Consider the following 22,542-nt stretch of genomic DNA (forward strand, 5'->3'; position numbering starts at 1 on the left):
ACCAACCGCCGATCCGCTGGCTGCGAACCGCCCGGCTGTTGTCTACTGGGCGCCGAACCTCTTCCACCTCTGCCCCGCGGGGGGCTAACCACCGGCGATCTCAGCCCCCGTCGACTCAAGCCTGGCACTGGCCTGGTCAGCGTCGCGGGATCATCCGGTGGCCGAACTTCGTGTGACCGTTGATCAAACGGGATATGACGACTCCCAAAACGATGCTCGCTGACGGCGACGGTGTCAACCTTTCCAGCGGCTCCTTGAGACGTTGTAACACGATCGTCTGCACTATAAGGAAAAACGAGGAAACCTCAGCCGGGTCACATTACAGAGCGGTATCGGCACTCCACGTAATCGTTACCCAGGGCAACTATCCGTCACCCGACCGGTACAACGACCGTCCCTTTCGCGCGTGTGATCACAAGCGGCTCGGCGAGCACCTCGGCGGCCGACTCCGACTGGTCCGGCCGGCCCCGGCAGACGACGTACGCGCTGAATTCGAGGTCACGGCTCCGGTTACCGACCCGGGTGATCGTTGCCTTCACCTCGACAACGTCACCGGCCCGCAACGGCTGCAGGAACTGCACGTCCGAGTACGACGCGAACAGGCCCTCGTCGCCGTCGGCCTGAATGCACACCTCGGTTGCCACGTCACCGAACAATGCGAGCACATAGGCACCGTCGACCAGGTTCCCGGCGTAGTGCGCGTGGCTGTACGGCACATACCGCCGATGCGTCGCGGTCAAGCCGATAGTTGCCTTTGACACCTATGCGCTCCTCTTCACTGGCACTCGCTTCGTCACGAGCGCATCGACCAGATAGCTGGCCACCTCGCCCGGTGTCGTACCGCGGCCGAACACCCGGTCAACGCCGAGTTCACCCGCCATCTGCTCGGTGAAACGGGGGCCACCGGCAACCAATACGGGCCGCGCGTCCTCGGAGTACGCCTCCCGGAACGCGGCCGACATCTCCTTGGTGTTCAGTACGTGCGCCTCCCGCTGCGTCACCACCTGCGAGACCAGGATCGCGTCCGCCTTCTCCAGCTTGGCCCGGCGAACAAGCTCCGGCACGGCGACCTGGGCCCCGAGGTTCACCACCTTCAGCTCCCGGTAGTACTCCAGGCCCTTCTCCCCCGCGAACCCCTTGATATTCATGATCGCGTCGATACCGACCGTGTGCGCATCGGTGCCGATACACGCGCCCACCACGGTCAGCCGGCGTCGCAGTCCCTTGCGGATGGCAAGGTTCGCGTCCTTCGGCGACAACAGCGGGTAGTCCCGCTCGATCACCTCGACCTTCGACGTGTCGACCAGGTGGTTCACCGGACCGTAGACGACGAAGAAGGTGAAATCCGGGCCCATCGGCCTGGCGTGCACGACCAGCGCCGGGTCCATCCCCATCTTGTTGGCCAACTGGATCGCGGCACCTTCGGCCCGCTTGTCGTGCGGAATCGGCAGCGTGAAGGACATCTGCACCATGCCGTCACCGGTGGTGTCGCCGTACGGCCGGATGATGCTCACTGGTCCTCCTCCAACAGCTCGATCGCCGGGTTGTAGTACGCCGACGACCTGCGCGCGACCCCCTCCAGGCCGCGGCCGGCGTCCTGCGGTCGTTTCATCAGGCCGAAGGTGCCGTCGCCGATCGCGTTCAGCAGGCCGTCGTCGACGATCTCCTCCAGCAGCTCCACCGACTCCCCCAGCACCTGCCGGGCGCGCTGGGCGATGAAGCCGTCCGGCGCCGGATGGAAGTCCTCATGAAGGTTGCCTGCGGCACCCAACACGTAGCGGACGTTCTGCAGGGCCAGGTCACGGTCGGAGATCCAGGGCGTCACGACCGCCTCGGTCATCATGCCGACCAGCAGGATGCCCTGACCGGTCATCGCACCGACCAGGTTGAAGAAGCCGTCCAGCAGGTACCCGCGGAACACGTCCCCGGTCATGTGCCGGGTCGGCGGCATCCACTTCAGCGGTGCATCCGGGAACAGCTGCCGCGCCAGCATCGCGTGCGCGAGTTCCAGCCGGAAGGAGTCGGGGATCTCCGGCGTGATCTCGAACGCGTGCCCAAGCCCGAGCTGCCAGTCCTCCAGCCCGGCCTCCTTGGCGAAGAACTCGTTCAGCAGCTGCGACACCGTCACCGTGTGGGCCGCCTCGACCGCGTCGGCCGTGGTCAGGTAGTTGTCCTCGCCGGTGTTGATGATGATCCCGGCGCGGGCGTGGATCTGCCGACTGAACCGCTGGTCGACGAACGTCCGGATCGGGTTGATGTCGCGGAACAGGATCCCGTACATCGAGTCGTTCAGCATCATGTCGAGGCGCTGCAGACCGGCCAGGGTCGCAATCTCCGGCATGCAGAGCCCGGAGGCGTAGTTGGTCAGTCGGATGTAGCGGCCGAGTTCACGCGACGACTCGTCCAGCGCGGCGCGCATCAGCCGGAAGTTCTCCTGGGTCGCGTAGGTCCCCGCGAAGCCTTCGCGGGTTGCGCCCTCGGGGACGTAGTCGAGCAGGGACTGCCCGGTCGACCGGATCACCGCGATGATGTCGGCACCGGCGCGGGCCGCCGCCTGGGCCTGCGGGATGTCCTCGTAGATGTCGCCGGTGGCAACGATCAGGTAGATCCACGGCCGCTGCTCGGGGTCACCGTGCCGCTTGATCAGCCGGTCCCGCTCCCGCCGCCGCCCGTCGATCCGCTTCATCCCCGCAGCCGCCGCCCTCCGCGCCGCGGTCCGGGCCCGGACGGCGTCCCGTCCCTCCGGCAGCCGGAACGTCACCGACCCAGAGGCCGCCTTCTGCGCCAGTACGGCGAGGTCCTCCGCCTCACCACGGACGAGCGCGTCCCACACCGGCAGTGCGAACCCGTGCTCCAGTCCGACATCCGCGCGTACCGTGTCGGCGAGCCGGTTCACCCACGGGATCCCCTCGGTGTCCGCGCCGGTCAGGCCGGCCAGCCGCAGCACCGCGCGCTCGACCGACACCGTCGTGTGCTGCTTGGCCAGGTTGACGATCGGCCGGCCGGCCTTCCGGGCCAGGCTGCGCGCCTTCCGGACGGTGACCGGGTCCAGATCGAGCTTCTTCACTGCGCGAGTCCCTGCATGGGTCCCTGAATGTGTCACTGCGACCATCCCTCGGCTTCATAGATCACACGGCCCCCGACGACCGTCCGCACACAAAGAGGCGTGCCCTGGCTCAGGTCCGGCAGCACCGGCACCCCGGCGCGCGGGTCCGTCGACCAGGCGGCGACGCGCTGGTCCGGCGTCTGGACGACGAGGTCCGCATCGCTCTCCCAGACCACGTACGTCGCAGCCGTCGAAGGCGCGAGTACTCCGGCATCGTCGATCCCGACCGCCCGCCAACCACCCCGGGTGTGCGCCTGGAACGCCGCCCGCACGGTGATCCGCTCCGCCGGCTCGTGATGGAACGCGGCCGCCCGCACGGCCTCCCAACCACCCAGCTCCGTAACTGGTGAGTCTGACCCGAACGCCAGTACGACGCCTGCCCGGGCCAGCGAACCGAACGGGTTCATGCCCTGCCAACGATCGCCCACACGCTCGGCATACATCCCGTCCGGCCCGCCCCACAGCGCGTCGAACATCGGCTGCACGCTGGCGACGACACCGCAGCGCGCCAGGATCGCGATCGTTGCCTCGTCGACCATTTCGACGTGCTCGAGTCGGTGGCGCGCGGCAACCAACGCCTGGACGCCGACCTTCTCGGCGGCTAGCTCGAAACCGCGTGCGATGTTGTCGAGCGCCTGGTCGCCGATGCAGTGGAATCCGGCCTGGACGTTCCGCTCCGTGCACGCGATCACGTGCTCGGCGATCTCCTCGGGCGTGAGGTACGCGTGACCGCGGTGGTCCGCGCGATCGGCGTACGCCTCCCGCAGCGCCGCCGTCCGCGACCCGAGCGCGCCATCGGCGTTGAGGTCACCGGCCAGGCCGGCAAGCCCATAAGTGCCGATGTGCTCGAAGACTCCGGGCTCACCCCAGTACAGCGTTGCCGACAGCCCGAGCTCGTCCGCAACCTCCCGGACCAACGGAAGCTCCCACAACGGGCCAATATGCGGAGCCGCCATCTCGTGGAAGGCGCCGATCCCCTTGGACGCCATCGCCCGCAGCGCAGCCATCACGTCCTGCCGACGCTGATCCGGTCCGATCAGCTCGCTCAGAGCGTCACGTACGGCGTGATGCGCGTCCCGCTCGACTCTGCCGCTCGGGTCGTAGCCGTCACCGACAGCGGCCGGGACGAGCGCCGACGAGATCACGCCGGAGTGACCGTCGATGCGAGAGAGATAGACCCGGCGACCACCAGCGGCCCGGTCCAGCTCCGCAGCCGTCGGCGGGCGACCCTCGGGCCACTTGGTCTCGTCCCACCCCGCGCCGTCGATCACCGCGTCCGCCGGGAGGTTCGCAGCGAAGGCGGCGAGCCGATCGAGGGCTTCGGTCAGCGAAGTCGTGCCGGCGAGGTCGAGGCCGGTGAGGAGGGCGCCGGTCTGCGCGGTGTGGACGTGGGCGTCGACGAAGGCCGGCGTGACCAGCTTCCCGTCGAGATCGATCACCTCGTCGGCACCATCGGCGTACGACGAAGCACCGGTGTCGTCGCCGAGCCACGTCACCACGCCGTCGTCGAAGGCGATCGCGGTGGCGTGGGGGTCGACGGGTGAGTAGACGGAACCGTTCGTCAGAAGTGTGCGCACGGACTAATCCTCCGCCAGCCTGCTCTCGAACAGGCCCCGGACACCCGGCTCGCCCCGCAACAGCTCCAGCGCGTAGTCCGCGTGCCCCGGCACATACCCGTTCCCGACCAGCATCGTCACGTCCGCGGCAAGCCCCTCCGCGCCCAGCGCCGCGGCCGAGAACGACGTCGCCATCGAGAAGAAGATCACCGTGCCACCGGCGGCAGTCGCGAGTACGGCGCCATGCTCACACCCCGGTACGTCGACACACACAACGGTGATGTCCGCCGGTCCCCCGGCCTCCTCCACCGCCTTTGCCAACGCGACCGGATCACGTGCGTCAGCCAGAGCGACCGTGTCGGCGATTCCAGCACCCGTCAGCGTCTCCAACTCGTGCAGCACCGGCACGATTCCGATCGTGCGGGCCGCGCCGGCAGCACGTGCAGCGGCCAGGGACAGCGACCCGGATTTACCTGCGCCGCCAATTACTGACACGACAGGTTTTATGCCTTTGTCGACATACTGGCGGACCACGCGAGCCGTCAGGGCGGGTGCGCCACAGACGTCCATGACCGCCAGCGAGAGCTCCGGCTTCAGGTCGTCCGGGAGCTTCGCAACGATCGACCGGGCGAAGAGGATCGCGTGTCCCTGCGCCGGGACCTGCTCGCTCTTGCCGTCCCAGCTCGCGAGTTCGTCGGTGAGCTGCAGCGGCGTCAGCGTGAGCGAGACCAGCGTCGCCACTCGGTCGCCAGGTGCGAGACCGAGGGGCGACGCCGGGCCGACCTCGTCGACCACGCCGACGAGCATCCCGCCAGAGCCGGTGACCGGGTTCTGCATCTTGCCCCGGGCTTCGACGATCTCCAGGACCGCGCGACGGATCGCCGTACCGTCGCCGCCGTGGGTTTCCGCTAACTGTCGGTAGGACGCCGCGTCCAGATTCAGCCGCTCGACCGCGATCCGGACCTCGTCCGGCCAGATCTCGGCCCGCGCGTCCAGGCGCTCCGCAGCCTGCGGCAACACGCCGGACGGCGCGAGTACGCGATGCAGTCCTACCGGGCTCGATGACACTGGTCCTCCTCTGTGCTGCCAGGCGTGCGGTCAGGCAAAATACTACTGAAACCGGGGTCTTGACGAGAATTCTTGCGGCGTACTGTTGGATCTAAGGGAAGTTCTATCGCTATCCTCACACTAGACCGCATCGTCGCCGAAGCCCCGGAGGACCCGTGACCGACCTCATCAGCCCGGAACTGGCTGTCTCAGAGCCGAGTGACGGCCAGCCGTACGCCTACCGGCGGACCGAGTTGGTGGAGCCCGACTGGACCCGTCTGCCCGGGTGGAAGGACGTCACGGCCGAGGAGTGGCGGTCGGTGCAGTGGCAGCGGTCACACTGCGTGAAGAACGTCAAGCAACTGCGCGACGTGATGGGCGACCTGCTCGAGGACCGGCTGTACGACGACCTCACCCGGGACCAGGCCGAGCGCGCGACGATGTCGATGCTGCTCCCGCCGCAGATGCTCAACACGATCGTCCCGCAGGGCGCGGAGGACTACACGGACGCGTTCTACAAGGACCCGGTTCGCCGGTACATGCTGCCCGTGTTCAGCGACCGTCGTGGCGACTGGCCGTCGCATCCGCACGCGACGCGCGACTCGCTGCACGAGCACGAGATGTGGGCCACGGAGGGGTTGACCCACCGATACCCGACCAAGGTCCTCGCGGAGATCCTGCCGACGTGCCCGCAGTACTGCGGCCACTGCACGCGAATGGACCTGGTCGGGAACTCGACCCCCGTGATCGACAAGCTCAAGTTCGTCGCGAAGCCGCAGACCCGCCTCGACGACATGCTCGAGTACCTGCGCCGCAACCCGGGCGTCCGGGACGTGGTCGTGTCGGGTGGCGACGTGGCGAACATGCCGTGGCCGCGACTCGAGACCTTCCTGACCAACCTGCTGGAGATCGAGAACATCCGCGACATCCGGCTGGCGACGAAGGCCCTGATGGGCATGCCGCAGCACTGGCTGTCCGACGACGTACGCGCTGGTGTCGAGCGGGTGGCGCAGCTCGGCCGGAAGCGTGGCGTGATGATCGCGATGCACACCCACGTGAACGCAGCCCAGTCGGTGACGCCATTGGTGGCCGAGGCAACGAAGGCGATGTTCGAGGCCGGCCTGCGCGACGTCCGCAACCAGGGTGTGCTGATGCGCGGCGTGAACGACTCCGTGCCCCAGTTGCTCGACCTCTGCTTCGCGCTGCTCGACGGCGCGACGATCACGCCGTACTACTTCTACATGTGCGACATGATCCCGTTCTCCGAGCACTGGCGGGTCTCGGTTCGCGATGCTCAGCATCTGCAGCACGGGATCCTCGGGTACCTCCCGGGCTTCGCGACCCCGCGCATCGTCTGCGACGTTCCGTACGTCGGCAAGCGGTGGGTGCACCAGTTGTCGGAGTACGACGAGGTCCGCGGCATCTCGTACTGGAAGAAGAACTACCGCACCGGGATCGAGCAGCAGGACCCGGAGGCGCTGAACCGGACGTACGAGTACTTCGACCCGATCGACACGTTGCCGGTCGAGGGCCAGGAGTGGTGGAAGCAGCACGCACCCACCTCCCTCGCCGAGGCCGAGACCCGCGCGGCCGCATCCCGCACCGCCGCCGAGGCGCAGAGCCTCCTCCAGATCAACTGACCCCGCCCAGTCAGCCTTCGGTGCCACCAATGCAGGGGGTGGCACCGGAGGCGCTCCCCTTACCATCCGCGGCGTCGCCCGTGTTTTGGCGAGGGTGGGGAGGATTGTCGACCAGATCGGGTGGGAAATCCTCCCCAATCCGGTCGCGCGCCCGGTGGGGGTGGGCGAGAATCAAGGGGTGAGCGGAATCGTCGTGGGGGTCAGCCGGGACTCGAAGCATCGCTTCAGCAAGGCGGCGGTGGATGCGATCCGGGTGATCGAGGGTTATGGGGTCGAGGGTGACGCGCATGCCGGGCAGACGATCCAGCACCTGCATCCGATGCGCCTCGACCCCACCCGGCCGAACCTGCGCCAGGTCCACCTGATCCAGTTCGAGCTGTACGACGAACTCGGCGACCTCGGGTACGACGTGAGTCCCGGGCAACTCGGCGAGAACGTGACGACCCGTGGTGTCGACCTACTCGCACTCCCCCGGCGCACCCGGCTCCAGCTCGGCCCCGATGTGGTCCTGGAGGTAACAGGTCTCCGAAGCCCGTGCCGCCAGATCAACAACTTCCGCCCCGGCCTCCTCAAGGAGGTCATCCACACCGACGAAGACGGCACCGTCGTACGCAAAACCGGGGTCATGTCGATCGTGGTTGTCGGCGGCATCATCCACCCGGATGACCCCATCACGGTGGTCCTCCCGGACGGAGACCACGAGCCGCTCGAGGTGGTGTAGCCGAGCCCTCGACCTGCCGCGGCCGGGGGCAGCCTGGCGGTGCCGTTTCAGGCTGCGGTGCCGTTTCAGGCTGGGGTGCCGATGAGGCTTGGGAGCTCGGCGAAGGTTCTGACTGTGGGACCTGGCCAGGCCGGGTGGCTGTTGGCGTGTTCGAGGGTGCGGATCGCGTGCATGCCGAGTGAGGCCGCCGCAGCGAGTTCGTTGTCGCGCCCGTCGCCGATGTAGACGCACTCGGCCGGCGAAACACCCAGCGCCGTACACGCGGTCAGATAGATCGCAGGCTCAGGCTTGGCCGACCCAATCTCCGCAGAGAACGCAGTGAAATCGAAGTGCGGCGCCAACGAACTCTCAGCCCACTGCACCTGCGTCTCAGCCGTAACGTTGCTGACCAACCCGATCCGCCACCCTGACGCCCGAAGCCGAGCCAGCGCCCCGATCGTCGTAGCCGGCGCCGCATTCAACAGCTGCCGCGCAAGCCCCCGCCGCAAATTCGTTGCCTCAAGCACCTGCTCGTCACTCGGATCCCCACCGACCCGCTCCGCAATCACCCGCAAAGTACTAGGCAGATCCCCGTAAGCCCCGGTAAACCGCTCGTACGCCGAAGCATCAAACGCCCGCCCAAAGGCACCAGGATCAACCCCCAACACCCCCGCCATCACCTCATTGAGCACCCCACGCTCAACATCCCCACCAGGCACCAAAGTACTGAACAAGTCACTCAACAGAACCCGTCGCACCCCAGAAACCCTACGTCACCCCACCCCCGAGAACCTCCACCCCGCCCCATGGCTCCGCTCCAGCCGAGAGACGCACACGCCCCCTGTCGTCATCTCTCTTCGCGTGACTCAACTCCTCGCCCGATCACCTCAGCGCGCGACAACGCCCACGCCACCACCATGCGCCCCCACCTACTACTCCACCGCGTGACCCAGTTCTCTCGCCGATCACCTGGGCGCGTAACAACGGTCTGCGCCACCGCCGAAGGCGGTCAAAGGAACTGTCGCCGCGAAGCGGTGTCCTTTACGCGTCCGCACCCATCTCCCGGCCCCCCGCGCTTGTCCATCCCCGCGTGATCACGGGTGCTCCGCCGAGCACCTAGGCGCGTAGAACCACCCGCGTCCCAAAGAACTGTCGCCGCGCAGCGGTGTCCTTGACCCTTCACCCGCCGAGCTGGTCAGAGCGCCGGTGGGCGGCGTTCGTACGGGGTGCTGAGGACGATGGTGGTCGTCGTGGAGACGTTCGCGCGGGCCCGGATCACCGCGAGCAGGTTCTCGAGCGCACCAGGCGAGGCGACGCGAACGACGAGGATGTAGCTCGAGTCCCCAGCCACCGAATAGCACGACTCGATCTCACGCACCTCGCGGAGCCGCTCGGGCGAGTCGTCCGGCTGGGAAGGGTCGATCGGGCGGATCGAGATGAGGGCGGTGAGTGGGAGGTCCAGAGCCGTGTGGTCGACGGTGGCGGCGTACCCCTGGATGATGCCGCGTTGTTCGAGCCGCTTCACCCGCTGGTGCACCGCCGACGTGGACAGGCCGGTGGCCTTGCCGAGGTCGGTGAAGCTCATTCTGCCGTCGGTCGCGAGCAGCCCGACGATCTTGCGGTCCAGGTCCTCCATTCCGGTGACCCTACTGCCGAGACCGCTCGGCATGAAAGCATCACCTCATGGTTGAGACACCGCAGCGGTTGATGCTGCTCGACACCGCATCGCTCTACTTCCGCGCCTTCTTCGGCGTACCCGACACGATGAAGGCTGCGGACGGTACGCCGACCAACGCGATCCGCGGGTTGCTCGACTTCATCTCCCGCCTGGCGGACAACCACCGGCCGACCCACCTGGTCGCCTGCTGGGACGACAACTGGCGCCCGTCCTGGCGGGTCGCGCTGATCCCGTCGTACAAGGCGCAGCGGGTCGAGTTCGTGTCCGCGAAGGGTGAGCAGGTCGAGGACGTCCCGGACCGCCTCGAGGTCCAGGTCCCGTACATCCGCGCCTGCCTGGAGGCCCTCGGCATCGCCATCGTCGGCGCGCCCGACCACGAGGCCGACGACGTGATCGGCACGCTCTCGCACCAGGCGACCATGCCGGTCGATGTGGTCACCGGCGACCGTGACCTGTTCCAGCTGATCGACGACAGCCGCGGCATCCGGATCGTCTACACCGCCGCCCGCGGCGTCGGCCGCGCCGAGGTGTACGACGAGAAGGCCCTGCTCGCCAAGTACGAGATCCCCGCGCAGCGGTACGCCGACTTCGCCACCCTCCGCGGTGACGCCTCCGACGGCCTCCCCGGCGTGAAGGGCATCGGCGAGAAGACAGCCGCCTCACTGGTCACGGCGTACGGCGATCTCGACGCCATCCGCGCCGCCGCCGCCGATCCCAGTACGCCGATGTCCGCCTCGGTGAAGCGGAAGATCATCGAGGCGAGCGACTATCTCGACGTCGCCCCGAAGGTCGTCGCGGTCGCCAAGGACGCACCGGTCAACGACTTCGACGCGACCATTCCGCGCGAGGTCAAGGACCCCGAGCGGTGGCTCGATCTGGTCGAACTGCTCGAGCTCGGCGGCAGTGCCCAACGCGTCATGAACTCGCTCAAGCTCGGACCGACCGCATGAGCGCCACCCGCGAGCTCGCCGAGCGGTTCCGGGACGAGATCGTCACCCTCCGCCGCGCGCTGCACCAGGTGCCCGAGTTCGATCTCGACCTGCCCAAGACCCAGCAGTTGATCCTCGACGCGCTCGAAGGTCTGCCGCTGGAGATCAGCCTCGGCAAGGAGCTGTCCTCGGTCACCGCCGTACTGCGCGGCGGTGCCGGCCCGGGTCCCGTCGTACTGCTGCGGGGCGACATGGACGCGCTGCCGGTGACCGAGCGGACCGACGTACCGTACGCGTCCCAGCACCTCGGGATGATGCATGCCTGCGGCCACGATCTGCATGTCGCCGGTCTGGTCGGCGCGGCCAAGATCCTGTCCGCGCTGCAGGCCGAGCTGGCCGGGGACATCGTGTTCATGTTCCAGCCCGGCGAGGAGACCAGCGGTGGCGCGCCGATCATGATCCGCGAGGGTGTGCTCGACGCAGCCGGCCGGCGGGCGGATGCGGCGTACGGCCTGCACGTCGGTTCGGCCGGTCAGCCGCGCGGGATGTGGAGCAGCAAGCCGGGTTCGTTCATGGCCTCGGCCGACCAGTTACACGTGCGCGTGATCGGCGCCGGCACGCACGGATCGACTCCCTTCCGCGGCAAGGACCCGATTCCGGTCATCTGCGAGATGGTCGGTGCCTTGCAGACCATGGTGACGCGGCAGTTCGACGTGTTCGACCCGGTCGTCCTCACGGTCGGGCGGATCGCGGGTGGGACGAAGGAGAACATCATCCCGGACGACGCGTTCTTCGACGCGACGGTCCGATCGTTCTCCGCCGAGGCCCGGGCGAAGATGCAGCAGGTGTCGACCCAACTGGTCGAGGCGCTGGCGACCGCACACGGCCTGACCGCGGAGGTCGAGTACATCGTCGGCTACCCGGTGACGGTCAACAACGCGGACGAGTACGAGTTCGCCCGGGCCACGATCGTCGACCTCTTCGGTCCCGACCGTTTCCGCGAGCGCCGCAACCCGCGCTGCGGTGCCGAGGACATGTCGTACGTGCTCGAGGAGGTCCCCGGCGTTTACCTCAACCTGAGCGCCTGCCGGAAGGCCGACCCGAACGCGGCCGCCGACAACCACTCCCCGTTGGCCGACTTCGACGACTCCGTCCTCCCCGACGGCGCCGCCCTGCTGGCCGAACTCGCCGTACGTCGCCTCAAGCGCGGCAGCGACGGATAGGGAGAATTCCCGATTCCACCCACGGCCGCGCGACGCCGAAACTACAGGCATGTCTGATCACACGAAGGATTTCGTCGACGTCCCCGGTGGCTACCTCTACTACGAGCAGTACGGCGAAGGTCCGGACGTCGTACTGCTCAACGGAGGCTTCGCCGACCTGCGGATGTGGGATCCCACCGTCGAGTGGTTGGCCGAGCGAGCCCGGGTCACCACCTGGGACTACCGCGACACCGGGCTGTCGGCACCGGCATACGGTCCGTACAGCGAGATCGACGACCTGGCCGCGGTGCTCGACGCCGCTCAGGTCTCCCAGGCTCTCCTGCTCGGCGTGTCCGAAGGTGGCCGGCGGGCTCTGGGGTTCGCGCACCGCCATCCGGAACGTGTCACGCGGGTGGCCGCGGTCGCGGGCTCGTTCGGCGAGTTCCCCGATCCGACGCCCGAGGAGGCCGGCGCCCGTGAGGTGATGTGGAGCCACTTCGCCAACTGCGAGGCTGTCCTCGCGGCGGACGGTATCCCGGCAGTCGCGGCGCTCGACGTCGACGCGTGGTGTCCGGCCGCCCCCGAGAACGATCGGCGCCGGCTGATCGGGCTGCAGATCGCGAACTCCCGGGTTCGGCTGATGGAGGAGTACCACGGTCTCGAACTCGACCCGCCGGTGAAGACCCGGTTCGCCGAGCTCGAGCTGCCGATCTCCGTGCTGATCGGCGAGCGGGACTTCCTCGGTTCGCAACTGTGGGCGTACCGGCTCGTCGCGCAGGCGCCGAAAGCGGACCTCACGGTCGTCCCGGCCGCCGACCACATGCCGATGTACTCGGCCCCGGACGAGTTCCGCGAGTTCGTCATCCGGTTGCTGCCGGTGTGACGCGTTCCCGACGGTAGGCGAGGCCGGTGAGGGCGAGGCCGACGAGAGTCGTGCCGGCGGCGACCAGGTAGATCGCGGCGACGCCCGGGCCGGAGATGATGCGGCCGCCCGTCCAGCCGGCGAAGGCGGCCGCGAGTTGGTACGCCGATGCGTTCACCGCGATCGCCAACGTCGGCGCTGCGGCAGCCGAGGTGAGTACGCGAGCCTGCATCCCCGGGATCACGGAGAAGCCGACCGCACCAGCCGCGAAGACCAGCAGCCCGGTGAGCACGGGAGTCGGACTGACCCACAGGGCAAGGAGCAGTACGACGAGCAGCACCAGCGCGCCGAGTTGCGACGGAAGGAGGGCCCGGTCCGCCAGGCGTCCGCCGACCAGGTTGCCGATCGTTGCGCCGACGCCGTACACGAGCAGCATCGGCGCGACAGCGGACGCGGAGAAGGAGCCCGGACCGGTCAGCAGTGGGGCGAGGTAGGTGAACACCATCAGCAGACCGATGTTGGCGACCGCGGTGGTGGCGATCGCGAGCAGCAGGTTCCGATCGCGGAAGACCGTGAACTCCCGCAACGCCCGGCCCCGCGTCCCGGGCTGATCGGCGGGCACCGATCTGGTGACCAGCAAGAGACCGATGGCGCAGCAGACCGTGATCGCGGCGAAGGTCGCCCGCCAGCCGAAGGCTTCACCGACCCAGGTCCCGAGCGGCGCGCCGAGGATCATCGCCAGGTTCATGCCGAAGGCAAGCTTCGCGACGGTCGAACCCTTCTTGTCCGGTGGCGCGGCGGATACCGCGATCACGATCGCGTTCGCGAAGAACGTCGAGGTGACCAGCGCCGTCACGACCCGGGCCGCGAAGAGGACGCCGTACCCGGGAGCGACGGTCGACAGCAGGTTGCCCGCCACAGCGACGGCGAGCAGACCGAGGACCAGCGGTTTGCGCGGCCGACCCGCAGTGATTGCCGTCAGCAACGGCCCGCCGACGATCATGCCCAGCGCGTACGCCGTGACCAGCAGCCCGGCCGCCGGAATCGACACGTCCAGGTCGCCGGCCACCGCGGGCAGGATGCCGGCCAGCACGAACTCGCCGGTGGTGATGCCGAACACGCAGACCATCAGCGCGAGCAGTGGACCCCTCATGATCACCTCACGGATAGATGGATGATTATCCGTGAGGAACGGTAGACGATTCTCATGGATAATCGCAACCCGTACCATGAGAACCATGACCGAGCTCCCGGCCGCCCCACTGCCGCCCGCACCCGGCGCGGAGACCTATCTCGCCCTCGACTTCGTCAACACGGCGATCGCCTTGCCGGGCGGCCAGTACGTCGACCTGCTCGGTGCTCCCGAGGCGGTGAACGCCTGGCTGACCAACCACGACCTTGCGCCCGTCGGTGCTGGAATTCAGGAGATGTGCGCCACCCAGCTCCGCGCCCTGCGCGAGCACCTGCGGGCACTGTTCGCGGCCCGGGTCGAAGGGCTGCCCGCACTACCGTCGGCGCTGGACGCGGTCAACGCCGCGCTCACGCGGGTCCCGACGACCGCCCTGTTGCTCTGGGACGAGCACGACGGCCCCTACCGCGCAGCACTGTGTCCCCCGAACGAGATCCTCGACCGCGCCCTGGCCACCATCGCGACCAACGCCGCGGACCTGCTCACTGGTCCGGATGCCGAGTTCCTCACCGCCTGCGAGTCGACGCCGTGCAACCGCTACCTGCTCCGCCACGGCCGGCGCCACTGGTGTTCCACCCGCTGCGGCGACCGTGTCCGCGCCGCCCGCGCCTATGCCCGGCGTACCCAGTCGAAGGCCGGCTGATCAGCGGCCGAGGCCGGCGTCGCGGGCCCGGATGATGGCCTCGGCCCGGTCGGCGACGTGAAGCTTGGTGAAGATGTTGGAGACGTTGTTGCGGACAGTCTTCGGGGAGAGGAACAGCTCGGTGGCGATCTGAGGGTTCGAGCGGCCGGCCGCGACCAGGGCGAGGATCTCGTGCTCGCGCTCGGTGAGCTGCGGGAACGGCCCGCTGGTCGCAACCGGGGTGGCGGCAAAGAACTCGGCGACCCGGCGCGCGATCGCCGGTCCGAAGATCGCCTCGCCCTGCGCGACGGCGGTGATCGCGCGGACGATCTCCGCCTGATTCGCGCCCTTCAGCAAATACCCACGCGCACCTGCCCGCATCGCGGCGAAGAGCGTCTGGTCCTCCTCGGCCATCGTGAGTACGACGACCCCGATGTGCGGACTGTCCGCGGTGATCGCGCGCGTCGCCTCGATCCCGTCCAGCCGCGGCATCTGTACATCCATCACCACGACATCCGGCTGCAGCTCCCGCGCACCGTCCACGGCCTCCACACCGTCGGCCGCCGTACCGACGACCTCGACGCCGTCCAGCGACCCAAGCAGTGCAGCCAGACCGTCCCGGTAGACCGGGTGGTCGTCCGCCAGCAGCACCCGCACGGTCTCACCCATGAACAACCTCCGGTACGGCGTCCAGCGGCAAACGCACCCGTACGACGGTGCCCCCGTCGGGCGGACACGTGACACTGCAGACTCCCCCGAGCTCGGCCGCGCGCTCGCGAACCGACAACATCCCCACGCCTGCAGTCACGTCCGCTCCGATCCCGATCCCGTCGTCCCGCACGGACAACTCCAGCGCTGACTCATCCAGCCGCAGCGCGATGTCGCATCGACTGGCGGCAGCGTGCCGAGCAACATTCCTCAGCGCCTCGGACGCGATCCGGTACGCCGCGACCTCGACGCCGGCCGGCAACGCCCCGAGCGCATCCGCGTCCACCGACACCGCCAACCCGCCCAGCCGGAACCGCTCCGCCTGCTGTTCGATCGCCCGAACCAGCCCGAGTTCGTCCAGCGCGGGCGGGCGCAGATCATGGACCAGCCGTCGTACGTCGGCCAACGCGGCGGTCACCTCCGTGGTCGCCTGATCCAGCATCCGGTCAGCCTCCGCCGGCGAGGAGCTCGCCAGGTTCCGGGCCGTCTGGATGCGCAGCGCCACCGCACCGAGACTCGGGCCGAGGCTGTCGTGCAGATCGCGCCGGATCCGTCGTCGCTCCTCCTCGCGAGCAGCCACCAGCCGACTCCGCCCCTGCTGCAACTCGGTGCTCAACTCACTCGCCCGCGCCGCCGCGGCCGCTTGCCGGACGAGATCACCGAGCAACCGCTGATCCCGGTCGGACAGCGCGGTCCCGTCGCCAGGACAGAACACGAGCCAGCCAACCGACTCCCCGCGATAGCCGACCGGCAGCGCATGCGTCGGACCCACCGCCCGTCCGTGCTCGACGATCGCGAACCGCTCGATCTCCACCCGCACGTACGGGAGACGGAAGGCCTCGGCCACCGTCCGGGCGACCGCACGAAGCTGCTCGTCCGGGCCGGCGGCCGACTCGAGCCGTTCGGCGAGCGTGGACATCGTCGCGTACGGATCATCCCGGGAGCCGCGGACGAGACGTCGTACCCATTGCCACAGCCGGCTGCGCAGCGGGGCGTAGACCACAGCGACGACCGCGATCGCCACCAGGGCGGCGTCCCGTTCCCCGAGGACACCGCCGGCGATCGCGAACACGGCCAGGTCGACGCCGACCACGAGCACCGCGAGTACCCGTACAGGAAAGTGGCCGAGAGCAACCGATCGACGGCGTACAGGCGGTGCTTCGTGACGGCGACGACGATCGCGGCCGAGGTGAGGGCGATGGCCAGGCCGAACATCAGCGCCGGTACGGCGGGTGGGTTCTCGAACGGCACGAGCAGAACGATCATGTCGATCAGCGCGGCCCACATCAGCCAGCGGATCTGGGCCCGCCGCTCACGTGACGCTGCGCGGTAGCGATGCACCGTCACTGCGAACGGCACGACCAGGCTGACGAGTACGGCGGTGTAGGCGACCTGGAGCAACGGCGACCAGACGTCGTACGACAGGTGGATGCTGAGCGGGTCTAGTGACAACCTGCTGATCTCCGGCGGCAGCGAGGTGTCGTGATAGCGCTGCATGACGTCGATGGGCGCGACGAGGAGCAGGAGTGGAAGCAGCAGCGTCAGTGCGAGGCTGACGATCGACAGCCAGCGCCAGCCGCGTGCGGTCACCAACTTGCCGTCCGGGAAGAGCAGGATGAGCAACGGCAACCCGAGCAGCAGGAACGCGCCGAAGCGGGAGTAGAACCAGTACGCCGCCGACGCGCCGGGCAGGCCTGGTGACGTGTAGATCGCGTACGCCGCCCAACTCGAGGCGAATCCGTCCACGACCCACAGCAGGCCGGATCCCGTCAGGATCCACGCGATCGGATGTCGCGGGAGCCTGTGTAGGAGCAGCAGGCCCGGCACCACCTGGGCGAGTCCGGAGAGCACCGCGGTCCAGCCCGCGTCCAGTTCCGCGGCGGCCGGGATACCTGTGCCGTTGCGAAGGTCGAGTACGACGGTTGCGACCGCAAGCAGGAGCGCGGCTGCGCCTAGTGCAGCCGGCCCCCATCCCCGCCGTACGTCCTCCCCCACGGCTGCATTGTCACCCAGAGCGTGTCCCGCCGTCTTGGGTCAGTTGTCCCGCGCCGCATCGGGACCGTGGGCTCTGCCGTGCGGGTCGGCGTGCCCCGAAGACTCAGTGGACATGAACCACACCTCAAGGGGAGGAACCGCAATGACTACGACACCCGCCAGGGCCCGCACTGATGTGGCACCGGCGATGACGGCCACAGCTGGTCTGTCCGAACGCACCATCCGGCAGCTGGGTTTGGGGCTGACCGCAGGGACGCTGTTGTGGGCCGCGAGCATCTTCGCGTTCACCACGGTGACCGAGGGGGTGCCCGAACGAATCGGCGACCTGACCGGGCTCGCGTTCCAGCTGGGCGTGTTCTGCCTGCTGGCGATCCAGTACCAGACCCGCGCCACCGGGAAGTCCGTCGTACTGCTGAAGGTGGAGGCGGTGATCCTCGGTATCGCGAGCGTCTGGTCGCTGCTGCACGGGGTGCTGCCGTCGAACCTGCAGGACGCCGCGTGGCTGGTCCCGATGGACATCTGCTGGCCGCTGTCGATGATGGGCATGGCCCTCATCGCGATCAAGATCGCGGTGGCCGGTCGGTGGCGCGGGGCTCTACGGTGGTGGCCGCTGATCGCCGAGAGCTGGGCGATCGTCGCGATCCCGTCGATGGTGATCCTCGGCGACGACGTCGCCCGGTGGGTCGGCGGTGGTCATCTCCTGATCGGCTACGCGACCGTCGGCGTACTGCTCGCGCTCAAGCCGCATCTGGTCGTACCGACGAACTGAGAAACGGGCGCCACCCCTGGATGGGGTGGCGCCCGTTCTTGTTGTTCAGCTGCGTGCTGGTGCTCGCACCGGAGCAGCGATCGCGGCGGCTTCCTCGTCCACGTCCACTACCGCGCCGCTGAACTGGGCGTTGTAGAGGCGGGCGTAGGCACCGTCGGCGACGAGCAGCTCCTGGTGGTTGCCCTGCTCGACGATCGCACCGTTCTCCATGACCAGGATGAGGTCCGCGTCGCGGATCGTGGAGAGCCGGTGGGCGATGACGAAGCTGGTGCGGTCGGACCGCAGCGCGGCCATCGCCCGCTGCACCAGGACCTCGGTGCGGGTGTCGACCGAGCTGGTGGCCTCGTCCAGGATGAGCAGCTGCGGGTCGGCCAGGAACGCGCGTGCGATGGTGAGCAACTGCTTCTCACCGGCGCTGACGTTGCTGCCCTCCTCGTCGATCACCGTGTCGTACCCGTCGGGCAGGCTGTGCACGAAGCGGTCGACGTACGTCGCCTTGGCCGCGGCCAGCATGTCCTCCTCGGTGGCGTCGAGGTTGCCGTACATCAGGTTGTCCCGGATCGTGCCGCCGAACAGCCAGGTGTCCTGCAGCACCATGCCGATCCGCGACCGCAGGTCGTGCCGGGTCAGCTCGGTGATTTCCACACCGTCGAGCGTGATCCGTCCGCCGTTCAGCTCGTAGAACCGCATGATCAGGTTGACCAGCGTGGTCTTGCCGGCCCCGGTCGGGCCGACGATCGCGACCGTCTGGCCGGGCTCGGCGACCAGGCTGAGGTCGGTGATCAGCGGCTTGGCCGGGTCGTACGAGAACGACACGTGCTCGAACTCGACCCGCCCGCGAGCATTGCTCACCTTCTCCGGCGTCGCGTCGTCCGGCACCTGCTCCTCGGCGTCCAGCACCTCGAAGACCCGCTCGGCCGAGGCGACCCCGGACTGCAGCAGGTTGGCCATCGAGGCCACCTGGGTCAGCGGCTGGGTGAACTGCCGCGAGTACTGGATGAAGGCCTGCACATCACCCAGCGACATCGTGCCGGAGGCGACCCGCAAACCACCCACGACCGCGATCACCACGTAGTTCACGTTCCCGATGAACATCATCACCGGCATGATCAGACCGGAGATGAACTGCGCACCGAACGCGGCCTGGTACAGCTCCTCGTTCTTCTTCGCGAAGCTCTCCTCGATCTCCTTCTGCCGGCCGAAGACCTTCACCAGCTCGTGCCCGGTGAACGCCTCCTCGATCTGGCCGTTCAAGGCGCCGGTATGACGCCATTGCGCGACGAACCGGGTCTGCGACCGTTTCGCGATCACCGCGGTCAGCACCATCGAGATCGGGATCGTCACGAGGGCGATCAGCGCCAGCAGCGGCGAGACCACGAACATCATCGTCACCACGCCGATCACCGTCAGCAGCGAGGTGAGCAACTGGCTCAGCGTCTGCTGCAGGCTGGTCGAGATGTTGTCGATGTCGTTGGTCACCCGGCTGAGCAGCTCACCGCGAGGTGCTCCGTCGAAGTAGCTCAGCGGCAGCCGGTTCAGCTTGTCCTCGACGTCGGAGCGCAGGCTCAGGATCGTCCGCTGGACCACGCCGTTCAGGATGTAGCCCTGCATCCAGGAGAGGAAGAAGGCACCGACGTACAGCGCCAGCACCGTCAGCAGAACGTTGCGCAGGGCATCGAAGTCGATGCCGACACCCGGGATCAGGTCGATCCCGCCGAGCAGGTCGGCGAGCCGGCCGTTGCCGGAGGCCCGGGTCTGCTCGATCACCTGCTCCTTGGTCAGCCCGCTCGGCAGCCGCTTGCCGATCGCACCGGCGAAGATCAGGTCGGTCGCCCGGCCGAGGATCTTCGGACCCATGACCGACAGCGAGACGCTGCCGATCGCGAGCAGGATGACACCACTCACCTGCAGCCGGTGCGGCCGGAGCCGGCCGAGCAGGCGCTTGGCCGACGGGAGGAAGTTCATCGACTTGTCCCCCGGGATACCACCCGGAGGGCCGAACGCGCGGCCGGTGGTCGGCCGCTCGGTCGCCTTCACCGTCTTGGCTCCACCCTCCGGAGCCTGCCCGTTGGACTTGGCCGTCTCCCCATTCGGAGAGGACGGCGGAGTCTTGTTCTCCTCGCTCATGCCGCCTCCTCCGCGGAACGCTGGGACTCGACGATCTCGACGTACGTCGGGCAATCCTCGAGCAACTGTTGATGCGTACCCTTGCCGACGATCGCGCCGTCCTCGATCACCACGATCTGGTCGGCGTCGATGATCGTGGAGACCCGCTGCGCGACGATGACCATGCAGGCGTTCGCCGTGATCGGCCGCAGCGCGGCCCGCAGCCGGGCGTCGGTGGACAGGTCGAGCGCCGAGAACGAGTCGTCGAACAGGTAGATCTCGGGCTTGCGGACCAGCGCCCGCGCGATCGCGAGCCGCTGCCGCTGCCCACCGGAGACGTTCGTACCGCCCTGTGCGATCGGCGAGTCCAGCCCCTCCGGCATCGCCTGGACAAAGTCCTTGCCCTGGGCAATCTCCAGCGCTTCCCAGAGCTCGTCGTCAGTCGCGTCCGGGTTGCCGTACCGCAGGTTGCTCGCGACCGTCCCCGAGAACAGGTAGGGACGCTGTGGCACCAACCCGATCCGCTCCCACAGTGCCTCCGGAGCGATATCTCGTACGTCGATCCCGTCGACGAGCACGCGTCCACCGGTCGTGTCGAACAACCGCGGAACCAGTGAGAGCAACGTCGTCTTACCCGCGCCGGTACTACCGATGATCGCGGTGGTCTGACCCGGCGACGCGACGAAGTTGATGTCGCGCAGCACCGGCTCGGCGGCACCCGGGTACTTGAACGACGCGTTCTCGAAGACCAGCTGGCCGCGCCCGGTGAAGGTCCTGATCGGCGTGACCGGCGGCTGGACCGAGGATTCGGTGTCGAGCACCTCGGCGATCCGGTCCGCGCAGACCGAGGCGCGCGGCACCATGATCATCACGAACACGCCCATCATCACCGAGAACAGGATCTGGATCAGGTAGCTCAGGAACGCGGTCAGCGCACCGACCTCCATCGTCCCGTTCTCGACCCGCGACGCTCCGAACCAGAGCACAGCGATGCTCGACACGTTCAGGATCAGCATCACGGTCGGGAACACCAGCGCCATCAGCCGGCCGGCCTTGATGGCCGTGTCGGTCAGGTTCTGGTTGGCCGCACCGAACCGCTCGACCTCGTGCGGCTCGCGGATGAAGGCGCGAACCACGCGGATGCCGGTGATCTGCTCGCGCAGGACCCGGTTGACCCCGTCGATGTTCTTCTGCATCTTCCGGAACTGCGGGACCATCCGGCTGGCGATGAAGCCGACGCAGATCGCCAGCAGCGGTACGGCGACGGCCACCAGCCAGGACAGGCCGACGTCCTCGCGGACCGCCATGAACACGCCGCCGACCATCGTGATCGGTGCGGCGACCAGCATCGTGCAGGTGGTGACCACCAGGATCTGGATCTGGGTGACGTCGTTCGTGCTGCGCGAGATCAGCGTCGGTGCGCCGAACTGGTTCACCTCGCGGGCCGAGAACTCCCCGACCCGGTGGAAGACCGCCGCCCTGACATCGCGACCGAACAAGGCCGCCGTCTTGGCGCCGAAGTACACCGCGGTGACCGTGCAGGCGATCTGCAGCAGGCTGACCCCGAGCATCCAGCCGCCGGTGCCCATGATGTAGCCGGTGTCACCCTTGGCCACGCCGTTGTCGATGATGTCGGCGTTCAGGCTGGGCAGGTAGAGAGAGGCGATCGTCCCGACCAGCTGCAGGACCACCACCAAGGACAGGTTTCCTGCGTACGGACGCAGGTGCGTACGCAAGACGCGAAGTAACATCAATCATCCCCAGAGTCGTGATGGCGGGCACCGTCGAGCGCGTACTCGGCGATGTCCTCGGTGGCCAGTGGCTGACCGTTGTCGTGCTTGCGGAGACCGTCGAACGCGAAGTCGACGATCTCTTCGGCGGTCAGCACAGCGCCGCCGGAAATCATTGGGTGGGTTGCGGAGAAGGTGAGCATCCCGATCATCCGGACCACGTCCTCGGGTGCGACCTTCAGTTGGTCCGCGTCCGGCCGGAGCAGGTCCGCGAACGCCGCGTTGGCGAGGTCCGCCTGCCGTTTGCGGCGGGCCTCGTCCATCGGAGTGGACTTCAGATCGGGTGGGCGGCGGATGCGCAGCGTGAACATCAGCTTGAACACGCCCTGCAGCCGCTTCTGGCCGAGCTCGACGGCGGCGATGGTCCGCTCCCGCAGCGGCAGTGAACGGTCGATCCGCTCGAGTGCCGTGATCAGATCCGTGGTGTCCATCGCGGCCGCCAGCGTGGCGTCGACGAGCGCGTCCTTACTGCCGAACGCGCGGAAGATCGTGCCCTCGGCGACACCGGCCGCCTCGGCGATCTGCTTCGTACTGACCTCGGTGCCGTACTCCTCCAGCAACGGCAACGTGGCCCGGACGATCGCGGCGCGTCGTTCCTCGGGTGGTAGTGGTGTCGCTCGTGGAGTCACGCATCGAGATTAAC

21 protein-coding genes are annotated in these 22,542 nt (G+C 68.1%); 7 read left to right on the forward strand and 14 right to left on the reverse strand.

Annotation, left to right across the window (positions count from 1 at the left end):
- Nucleotides 1–371: 371 nt before the first annotated feature.
- From AB0L70_RS05940 to AB0L70_RS05960, 5 genes are read right to left on the reverse strand one after another with little or no spacing between them, the layout of a single operon-like run.
- Nucleotides 372–761 (reverse strand): hotdog domain-containing protein, encoded by a 390-nt coding sequence (locus tag AB0L70_RS05940; RefSeq protein WP_363680488.1) that lies wholly within the window; start codon nt 759–761, stop codon nt 372–374.
- Nucleotides 762–1,514 (reverse strand): OAM dimerization domain-containing protein, encoded by a 753-nt coding sequence (locus tag AB0L70_RS05945; protein ID WP_363680490.1) that lies wholly within the window; start codon nt 1,512–1,514, stop codon nt 762–764.
- Nucleotides 1,511–3,067, reverse strand: coding sequence for a lysine 5,6-aminomutase subunit alpha (locus AB0L70_RS05950; protein ID WP_363680492.1), 1,557 nt, complete (start codon nt 3,065–3,067; stop codon nt 1,511–1,513). The genes AB0L70_RS05945 and AB0L70_RS05950 overlap by 4 nt, the downstream gene beginning before the upstream one ends.
- 32 nt (nt 3,068–3,099) lie before the next feature.
- Nucleotides 3,100–4,683: an amidohydrolase gene (locus tag AB0L70_RS05955; protein ID WP_363680493.1), complete on the reverse strand. Its 1,584-nt coding sequence runs from the start codon at nt 4,681–4,683 to the stop codon at nt 3,100–3,102.
- A 3-nt stretch (nt 4,684–4,686) separates the two neighbouring features.
- A complete protein-coding gene (locus tag AB0L70_RS05960; protein ID WP_363680495.1) occupies nt 4,687–5,730 on the reverse strand; it encodes an L-erythro-3,5-diaminohexanoate dehydrogenase in 1,044 nt (347 codons plus the stop codon).
- 155 nt (nt 5,731–5,885) lie between these two features.
- Between AB0L70_RS05960 and AB0L70_RS05965 the strand changes: the two genes are divergently transcribed.
- A complete protein-coding gene (locus tag AB0L70_RS05965; RefSeq protein WP_363680497.1) occupies nt 5,886–7,349 on the forward strand; it encodes a lysine 2,3-aminomutase in 1,464 nt (487 codons plus the stop codon).
- Nucleotides 7,350–7,527: 178 nt separating this feature from the next.
- Entirely contained in the window at nt 7,528–8,070 is a 543-nt protein-coding gene (locus AB0L70_RS05970; RefSeq protein WP_363680499.1) for an MOSC domain-containing protein, read from the forward strand.
- A gap of 65 nt (nt 8,071–8,135) precedes the next feature.
- Here AB0L70_RS05970 and AB0L70_RS05975 read toward each other — a convergent pair whose 3' ends face one another.
- Together AB0L70_RS05975 and AB0L70_RS05980 are read right to left on the reverse strand one after the other, a co-directional pair.
- The gene (locus AB0L70_RS05975; protein ID WP_363680501.1) at nt 8,136–8,618 is read right to left on the reverse strand and encodes an HAD family hydrolase; all 483 of its coding nucleotides are present in this window, start codon (nt 8,616–8,618) and stop codon (nt 8,136–8,138) included.
- 626 nt (nt 8,619–9,244) lie between these two features.
- Complete coding sequence (locus AB0L70_RS05980; protein WP_363680503.1) at nt 9,245–9,685, reverse strand: Lrp/AsnC family transcriptional regulator; 441 nt, start codon at nt 9,683–9,685, stop codon at nt 9,245–9,247.
- 71 nt (nt 9,686–9,756) lie between these two features.
- On the opposite strand from AB0L70_RS05980, the gene AB0L70_RS05985 reads away from it, so the two are divergent.
- Genes AB0L70_RS05985 through AB0L70_RS05995 form a run of 3 tightly spaced genes read left to right on the forward strand, consistent with a single transcriptional unit; the run spans nt 9,757 to nt 12,741 of the window.
- The gene (locus AB0L70_RS05985; RefSeq protein ID WP_363680910.1) at nt 9,757–10,677 is read left to right on the forward strand and encodes a 5'-3' exonuclease H3TH domain-containing protein; all 921 of its coding nucleotides are present in this window, start codon (nt 9,757–9,759) and stop codon (nt 10,675–10,677) included.
- Entirely contained in the window at nt 10,674–11,879 is a 1,206-nt protein-coding gene (locus AB0L70_RS05990; RefSeq protein ID WP_363680505.1) for a M20 family metallopeptidase, read from the forward strand. The genes AB0L70_RS05985 and AB0L70_RS05990 overlap by 4 nt, the downstream gene beginning before the upstream one ends.
- A gap of 49 nt (nt 11,880–11,928) precedes the next feature.
- On the forward strand, nt 11,929–12,741 hold the full coding sequence (locus tag AB0L70_RS05995) for an alpha/beta hydrolase (protein WP_363680507.1): 813 nt from the start codon (nt 11,929–11,931) through the stop codon (nt 12,739–12,741).
- Here the strand turns inward: AB0L70_RS05995 and AB0L70_RS06000 are convergent.
- Nucleotides 12,719–13,873 (reverse strand): MFS transporter, encoded by a 1,155-nt coding sequence (locus tag AB0L70_RS06000; protein ID WP_363680510.1) that lies wholly within the window; start codon nt 13,871–13,873, stop codon nt 12,719–12,721. The two genes, AB0L70_RS05995 and AB0L70_RS06000, sit on opposite strands and share 23 nt — an antisense overlap.
- A gap of 85 nt (nt 13,874–13,958) precedes the next feature.
- Here AB0L70_RS06000 and AB0L70_RS06005 point away from each other — a divergent pair, with 85 nt between their 5' ends.
- Nucleotides 13,959–14,552, forward strand: a complete 594-nt coding sequence (locus AB0L70_RS06005; protein ID WP_363680512.1) for an ABATE domain-containing protein — start codon at nt 13,959–13,961, stop codon at nt 14,550–14,552.
- On the opposite strand, the gene AB0L70_RS06010 is transcribed toward AB0L70_RS06005, so the two are convergent.
- The 3 genes from AB0L70_RS06010 to AB0L70_RS06020 are packed head-to-tail and all read right to left on the reverse strand — an operon-like array spanning nt 14,553 to nt 17,234.
- Nucleotides 14,553–15,200 carry a response regulator transcription factor gene (locus tag AB0L70_RS06010; protein ID WP_363680514.1) on the reverse strand — a complete coding sequence of 216 codons (648 nt, stop codon included), beginning with the start codon at nt 15,198–15,200 and terminating at the stop codon, nt 14,553–14,555.
- On the reverse strand, nt 15,193–15,954 hold the full coding sequence (locus tag AB0L70_RS06015) for a sensor histidine kinase (RefSeq protein WP_363680516.1): 762 nt from the start codon (nt 15,952–15,954) through the stop codon (nt 15,193–15,195). Before AB0L70_RS06015 ends, AB0L70_RS06010 begins: the two co-directional genes overlap by 8 nt.
- Nucleotides 15,852–17,234, reverse strand: coding sequence for a hypothetical protein (locus AB0L70_RS06020; RefSeq protein WP_363680518.1), 1,383 nt, complete (start codon nt 17,232–17,234; stop codon nt 15,852–15,854). Before AB0L70_RS06020 ends, AB0L70_RS06015 begins: the two co-directional genes overlap by 103 nt.
- 142 nt (nt 17,235–17,376) lie before the next feature.
- On the opposite strand from AB0L70_RS06020, the gene AB0L70_RS06025 reads away from it, so the two are divergent.
- The gene (locus AB0L70_RS06025; RefSeq protein WP_363680520.1) at nt 17,377–18,003 is read left to right on the forward strand and encodes a hypothetical protein; all 627 of its coding nucleotides are present in this window, start codon (nt 17,377–17,379) and stop codon (nt 18,001–18,003) included.
- A 45-nt stretch (nt 18,004–18,048) separates the two neighbouring features.
- Here the strand turns inward: AB0L70_RS06025 and AB0L70_RS06030 are convergent, their stop codons facing one another.
- The 3 genes from AB0L70_RS06030 to AB0L70_RS06040 are packed head-to-tail and all read right to left on the reverse strand — an operon-like array spanning nt 18,049 to nt 22,528.
- A complete protein-coding gene (locus tag AB0L70_RS06030; RefSeq protein ID WP_363680522.1) occupies nt 18,049–20,130 on the reverse strand; it encodes an ABC transporter ATP-binding protein in 2,082 nt (693 codons plus the stop codon).
- Nucleotides 20,127–21,860: an ABC transporter ATP-binding protein gene (locus AB0L70_RS06035; RefSeq protein ID WP_363680524.1), complete on the reverse strand. Its 1,734-nt coding sequence runs from the start codon at nt 21,858–21,860 to the stop codon at nt 20,127–20,129. The genes AB0L70_RS06030 and AB0L70_RS06035 overlap by 4 nt, the downstream gene beginning before the upstream one ends.
- Nucleotides 21,860–22,528: a TetR/AcrR family transcriptional regulator gene (locus AB0L70_RS06040; protein ID WP_363680526.1), complete on the reverse strand. Its 669-nt coding sequence runs from the start codon at nt 22,526–22,528 to the stop codon at nt 21,860–21,862. Before AB0L70_RS06040 ends, AB0L70_RS06035 begins: the two co-directional genes overlap by 1 nt.
- Nucleotides 22,529–22,542 lie beyond the last annotated feature (14 nt).

Source organism: Kribbella sp. NPDC051952 (assembly GCF_040680855.1).
Lineage (GTDB): Bacteria > Actinomycetota > Actinomycetes > Propionibacteriales > Kribbellaceae > Kribbella.